The following is a 6235-nucleotide window of genomic DNA, read 5'->3' on the forward strand; positions in this document are numbered from 1 at the left end:
TCTTTGTGTTGTTTTGTGTATTTTAGTCACCACTTCTGAACATTTATTTTTATGCGTAATACAGTAGCAAATACTTAAGTAACAAAGTACTCAAAAATGGATATAGTGATTAATAAAACATCGTATTATTATCGCTAGCACTTATTTGTGACAAAGTGTTTCTAAAAATGAACAGAAAATATTATTTGCTTTTTCTTGCGGCTTTACTCGCTGGTTGTGGTGGTGGAGGTGACTCTAAAACGAACAATACAAAGACACCAACTACGATAACAAAGCAGAGTCGTCCACAGTTAAAAGCTGAAGACACGGTATTGAAGTTTGAGGGCGTGGGAACCGTTACAGAGGCAAAATTGAGCAATGTACATGGCTCGGTGTCTTATCAAGTCATTGACTCTAATCCGCTAAATGTTGTGAAAATTAATGACTCTGGAATGCTACAAATTTTGCGTCCAGGAACGGCAACAATTCTGGCTACGGATAGCAGTTCTGCTTATGAATCCTCTGAAGCACGATTTTCTATCACTGTGGAACGAGGTATTAACACAGACCTTTCGGTTAGTGATCTAAACTTCAATGCAATCGAATCTGAAGGGAAAGCGCTGACCGTTCGTGGCCAAAAAGGTGAATTGAGTTATGAAGTAGAAAGTGGTCATAACTTGATTCGGGTTGATCAGAACGGCTCGGTATATTCATTAGGCTCAATTGGTCAGGCGTCGGTACTGATTACTGACTCAGGTAACGAGCTTTATCTGCCTAAGCAAGTTCGCGCGACGGTGAAGCTTCATGGAGTAGCATCCGGGCAACTTCAATTCGCCTTGCTGGAAGACGAATATAGAGAAGGGCTGACGTTAGAACCTGCACGTTTAGATAAAGCTCAAACGCAAAGCATCACATACAAAATCATTCGCAGCGAACCAGACAACAAAGTTGCCGAGTTACTCAACCCTGAGTCAGGTGTGCTCCTTGTTCATAATGTTGGGCAGTTAACCGTTGAAGCGACAGCAACTTACAGCGATGCCTTTTTAGATAAGCAGCAAACGGCGCAATTTGTTGTGGATGTAAAACAAGGTCAACGCGAAACAATCAGCGTAGCGGATGTTGTGAAAACTTATGAGGAAGGTGGCCGAATTTTCCCTAAGGTGACGAATGCTCGCGGCGACTATTCACTGCGAATTATTAGCGGCACAGATGTTATCGCTAAGTCTATGAGCAGTGAAGCACTGCTGATCAAAGGTGTAGGTACGGCTGAAGTTGAAATCTACGAGCATGAAATGCGTAATTATCCTGCAAGTAAAGCTCGCTTCAATGTTGAAGTTAATCGCGCGCCTCATCCAGTGATGAACGACATTGAAATGTCGCTTATTTATCAGCCTAGCCTCTCAATTCCTTTGGCATTTTCAGGACAAAAAGGCAACGTAAGCCTAGTCGGTAGTTTACCGGACGGTTTAAGAATGACCGATGGCAAGTTAGAAGTAGAGACGGCTGGTGAATATCGTCTTAAGTTTGAAGATGATGGTGGGGATTTATATCAACCAATTCAGTTTAATGTAGTCATCAAAGTAGCGAAAGCTGCGGGACAAGCCATGGTGACACAAGATTATGAAATGGTGTATAGCAAAGACTATAGCTTTGATCTTCGTCGTGACTTTGGTTTAAGTACAAGTAACGATCATGTAGAACTCGTTGATAACACTGCTACAGATGTTATAGAGGTTACTGCGGATGGACGTGCCTATGTTTACAAAGCGGGTAAAGCGGCGTTAACAGTTCGCAGACAGGAGAGCGCGAATTATACTGCGGGTCCAGATCAGAAAGTGTACGTTAATATTCTTAGTGCGCCGAGTCGGATTGATGTGCAATCCGATGTGGAAGAGACTTGGAAAACCAGCCAGCCTTATGTTCAAAAACCGACCATCTCTGGTACGGTTGGCGAAGTTTCGTATCGATTTGCAGAAAATGCAGCAACGGATGTGGTTTCCCTAGACAGCAAAACGGGCGAGATGCGCATCCTCAATGCTGGCAGCACAAGAGTTGTTGTATCGGATGCAGGGGACGATAAATTTACTCCGGGTGAAAGCAGTTTCTCTGTTACGATCAAACAGGGCACAAACCCTGTATCGATTGCTTATCCAACGGTAGACTTTTCAGCGGGTACTATTATCTCACCAGTGATGAGTGGAGGAGAGGCAAAAGCCAGCTATCGTCTTATTAACCAAAAAGATCCTGTGGTTGAGTTAGCCTCTTCTGAAACGGGGCGTTTGAAGGTTTTGCACGCAGGCGAGTACCAATTAGAAGTGACGCTAACTGCACGTAACTATACAACTAAAACCGTATTGGTTAACGGCACCATTAATAAAGCGGATCATCCCGGTCTTACCACGAAACTTCAAACCGTTGAGTTTACGCCTTTCAAGGCAATTGACTTAGATTTCGGTAGAACGGTCGGTACTCGAACTTACTCATTTGGCGATACTGTGAGCAAAGATCTTGCCACGTTAGACAATGCGAATGCAGAGTTGACGCTAACCAATTACTCTCAATACCATTCTATTGCTCTAGATATCTCTGAGAGTGAATCGCGAGATTACAAAGCGTTACCAAGAACAAAAGTCACGGTTAGTGTCGATTTGGCAGAGTCGGGTGTTGCAGATAAATACACACAACTTAATAGCGAACAAACCGTTATTGTGAGCACGCTTAGTGCCCCACAGTTTGCCAATTTAGAAGAGAGTGAATTTGGTATCTTGGGTTCGCGTTCGGTACGTGAACCGACGGATGACGAGTTGCAAAAACACGGTAAAGGTAAGGTTGTGCTATTTATGTTTAAGCCAGTTGGTAGCGATGACCGAAGACAAGAAAAGGCAGCGTGGGTGCATGTTGCTCGATTCGATGGATGTACATCAGAGCTATTTGCTGATGACCTTAAGCCTTTTAATGCAATTGGTTATGATGATCCAGGGTATTGCACCAGCGGTAGCACTATCCGTATGACTCGGTTCTTAGTGATTGATGATTCTAATTTGGAAGACATAGAGTATGAGTCGGCAGCACCAATCATTACTTACCGTCGTGGGGTGCGTGAATTTTTAGCAACGGATAAAGGTGGATTCTACGCTGACCCAAATGTCGTTTACGGGAAAAGCGAATACGGTTACCCGAAATCACTTTACGAATGGTCGGTCATTACTATGAAGTATCAACCAAATTAATTATCGTTTGATACCCACAAAAAAGGAGTGCTGAGCACTCCTTTTGTCGTTTAAGGTTTAGCGGTTACTTCGTGTAGCGCATTACACCTTCTTGCACTGCGGTTGCCACTAAATGACCTTGCTGGTTATAGATTTCGCCACGCACTAACCCGCGAGTATTACTCGCCGTTGGGCTTTCTATCGCGTACAACAACCATTCATCCATTTTGAACGGACGGTGGAACCAGATTGAATGGTCAATGGTGGCAACTTGGAAGTTTGGCGTCATTAATGACACTTCATGTGGGTGCATTGCTGTCACGAGGAATCCCCAATCTGATGCGTAGGCCAACAGGTACTGATGTATAAGCAGGTTCTCTGGCATTTCACCATTGGCACGAATCCAAAGATACTGTTTAGGCTCTGCTTTTTTGGGTTTTAGGGGGTTGATGACCGTAACAGGACGGGTTTCAATTGGCTTTTCACCACAAAATGTTTTGCGTAGTCGCTCTGGCAGGAATTCGGCTATATGGCTAGCAAGCTCACTCTCAGAGGCGAAGTTTTCTGGGCCAGGAATGTCTGGCATCTCCTTTTGATGATCAAACCCAGGTTGATCGCCATGGTAAGACGCCGTTAAGTAGAAAATAGGGCGTCCATTTTGAATCGCCTTAACGCGTCTGGTGCTGAAGCTGCGGCCATCCCTTAGGTTTTCTACATCATAAATAATGGGCTTTTCTGGATCACCAGGGTACAAAAAATAACTATGGAAGGAGTGCACCGCGCGTGTTTCTTCAACGGTGTAGCGCGCAGCAGAAAGCGCTTGCCCAATCACTTGGCCACCATACACTTGAGGCAAACCTAGGTTTTCACTTTGGCCACGAAACAAGCCTTCTTCTAATTTTTCGAGTTGTAGTAGGCTGAGCAATTCTCGTAATGGTTTACTCATTGTGTCTCCTCACCGTTGTCTTTCACTCCAACTTACCTCAACAGTCTCACTCTTGTGAAGTGCCATAGTTAAGAACTATTGAGTAACTTAGAAATAGTATTGTTCCGATTATGAAACAAAATCAATTGTTTGATAAATTCTAACTCAGTCAAACTATTGTCAAATAAACTGACAGGAAGCAGACAGTTTTATATTCCACACCTATAATTGCTCCGGTTTAATACTCTTTTCGAGGAAGATATGAAAAAAACACTACTGCTTGTTACTTCTTTACTCTTTGGGGCTGCGTTAGTGGGTTGCCAAACTTCTCAAAATACAGAAATGGAATCTGCAGAGGCGTCAATGAAGACGATTACAGGTACAGTGGCTTACCGTGAGCGTATTGCTCTGCCGCCAAACGCAGTGGTTACCGTCGCGTTAGAAGATGTGTCTTTGGCTGACGCGCCAGCAAAAGTACTAGCAAAACAGACATTCGAAACGGAAGGTAAACAAGTTCCTCTTTCTTTTGAGCTGAACTACGATAACAATGAAATCAAACCAAACCATCGTTACAGCGTTCGTGCGCGTATTGAAGTGGATGGTAAATTGCGTTTTATCAGCGATACACATAACGGTGTAATCACAGATGAAGCACAAACTCACCAGTTGGATATTCGTCTAGTTGGTACGCGTTAATATCAAACTCAGCGAACAAAAAATGGCAGCCTAAGGCTGCCATTTGTATTTTCTTAGCGAAATTTTTCCAATCTCAGATACTTCAATTCCTTCGGCTTCTAATTTCTTTGTTTGTCGTTCTAAATTACTGCCTTTTAAGGATATTTTTCCTTGACTATTTATCACTCTAAACCACGGGAGTTTACTGTCCTCTGGCAAATTACCAAGCGCCTTACCAACATGTCTTGCGTAGCCCGGGTAACCTGCCATTTTTGCGATTTCCCCGTAGGTGGAGACTTTTCCTTTTGGAATTTGGTGAATTACAGCAAAGATTTGCGCTAAAAATTGGTCCATACTCAAAAGTGTCTATTGTGGATTACTAAGGAATGGTAAACCATCGGACTTGTATATTGCTAACGGTTCTTAACGTTTATATTGCCCGCGATTGACTTTTGTTGATCATATTTTCTCTTCAGTCGTGCCGTATGTTAATGAGCGTTAAAAAGCATAAAACAAACACAAGCTAAGCTTGAATCTAGACCCTCTCAACGACTTTTAATCCCAGTTTTTGCCGTTGAGTTACCAAGTAGGTGGGGAAGCCAGGAGGCGCTATGATTTTATCGACACTTCAATTTTTCATTACGACTTTACTCGCAGTGGTGTGCGTTCGAGCGATGAGTTTGAGCGAGGGAGATATTCCCGTTCTTGCACTCATGATCCCGGCGTTGTGGATCTTGCCACAAGGCGGGTTTGCAGGTTTGGTGTTGCTGGGCGCAATGATGGCTTTTGGCGCTACGCTCTCAATGCAGCCAATCGCGCTATCGATTGGTATTTTGATCCTTTTCCCACTTTTAATGGTAGTGTTCTCTCGTAGAAGTTCGTTGGGCGTTCTGCTCACCGCAGGCCTAATCGTACTTACTCTACAAGTCGGTATTATGGTCACGCAACAAGGTGGGAAGCTAGATGGCTCCGCTTGGGTTACAGTGGTTCAAACTGTCGCTGTCATGGCGATGTGGTGGTCTGCTGTACATTGGACCCCATCCAATAAGCACAGCTGGTGGCCGATGCTGTTGTTGTTCCCATTATGGATTGCTGGCTTGCCATATGCCGTGCTTGTGGCATTGAGCGTGACAGGAATGCTGGCTTCAATGGAAACCCTCGCGAAGCTTAAACACTCCATTCGTTGGAGTAAACTATTGTGCTGGACATTACCGACTGTTGGCTTTGCTGCCTTAGTGGTGAGTCCGACTACAGATGTACCAAACCCTGTTTTTGTTGTTTGGATCTGTTTGTTAGGAACGGCTTGGATGACGGACTATATCTTACGTAGCAGCGATGAACAGGCAGAATTATGAGTATTTCGTCAGGTAAAAAGTGACACGTGCGGCAGACTATCGAATTGGTTGTGGAACAAAATGAAGATTAGTATATGTTCTTCATTTCATAT

At 43.8% G+C, this 6235-nt stretch carries 5 protein-coding genes; 3 read left to right on the plus strand and 2 right to left on the minus strand.

Translation table 11 applies throughout. The annotated features are described in order from the left end of the window. Positions 1-167: 167 nt before the first annotated feature. Positions 168-3209, plus strand: coding sequence for a cadherin repeat domain-containing protein (locus CAG69_RS04890; protein ID WP_161443005.1), 3042 nt, complete (start codon positions 168-170; stop codon positions 3207-3209). A gap of 64 nt (positions 3210-3273) precedes the next feature. On the opposite strand, the gene tesB is transcribed toward CAG69_RS04890, so the two are convergent. After that, entirely contained in the window at positions 3274-4134 is an 861-nt protein-coding gene (tesB, locus tag CAG69_RS04895) for an acyl-CoA thioesterase II (protein WP_005390581.1), read from the minus strand. Positions 4135-4374: 240 nt separating this feature from the next. Between tesB and CAG69_RS04900 the strand changes: the two genes are divergently transcribed. Continuing rightward, the gene (locus CAG69_RS04900) at positions 4375-4809 is read left to right on the plus strand and encodes a YbaY family lipoprotein (protein WP_012842007.1); all 435 of its coding nucleotides are present in this window, start codon (positions 4375-4377) and stop codon (positions 4807-4809) included. Positions 4810-4839: 30 nt separating this feature from the next. On the opposite strand, the gene CAG69_RS04905 is transcribed toward CAG69_RS04900, so the two are convergent. Next, the gene (locus CAG69_RS04905) at positions 4840-5142 is read right to left on the minus strand and encodes a DNA base-flipping protein (protein ID WP_005390592.1); all 303 of its coding nucleotides are present in this window, start codon (positions 5140-5142) and stop codon (positions 4840-4842) included. A 257-nt stretch (positions 5143-5399) separates the two neighbouring features. On the opposite strand from CAG69_RS04905, the gene CAG69_RS04910 reads away from it, so the two are divergent. After that, complete coding sequence (locus CAG69_RS04910) at positions 5400-6143, plus strand: hypothetical protein (RefSeq protein ID WP_046874702.1); 744 nt, start codon at positions 5400-5402, stop codon at positions 6141-6143. Positions 6144-6235: the final 92 nt, after the last annotated feature.

The organism is Vibrio sp. V43_P6S15P86, from assembly GCF_009904725.1.
Classification (GTDB): Bacteria; Pseudomonadota; Gammaproteobacteria; order Enterobacterales; family Vibrionaceae; genus Vibrio; species Vibrio diabolicus.

Bases quoted from the DNA above. Each gene is read 5' to 3' on its own strand.
- CAG69_RS04890 (WP_161443005.1), top strand. From the start codon at position 168: ATGAACAGAAAATATTATTTGCTTTTTCTTGCGGCTTTACTCGCTGGT.
- tesB (WP_005390581.1), bottom strand. From the start codon at position 4,134: ATGAGTAAACCATTACGAGAATTGCTCAGCCTACTACAACTCGAAAAA.
- CAG69_RS04900 (WP_012842007.1), top strand. From the start codon at position 4,375: ATGAAAAAAACACTACTGCTTGTTACTTCTTTACTCTTTGGGGCTGCG.
- CAG69_RS04905 (WP_005390592.1), bottom strand. From the start codon at position 5,142: ATGGACCAATTTTTAGCGCAAATCTTTGCTGTAATTCACCAAATTCCA.
- CAG69_RS04910 (WP_046874702.1), top strand. From the start codon at position 5,400: ATGATTTTATCGACACTTCAATTTTTCATTACGACTTTACTCGCAGTG.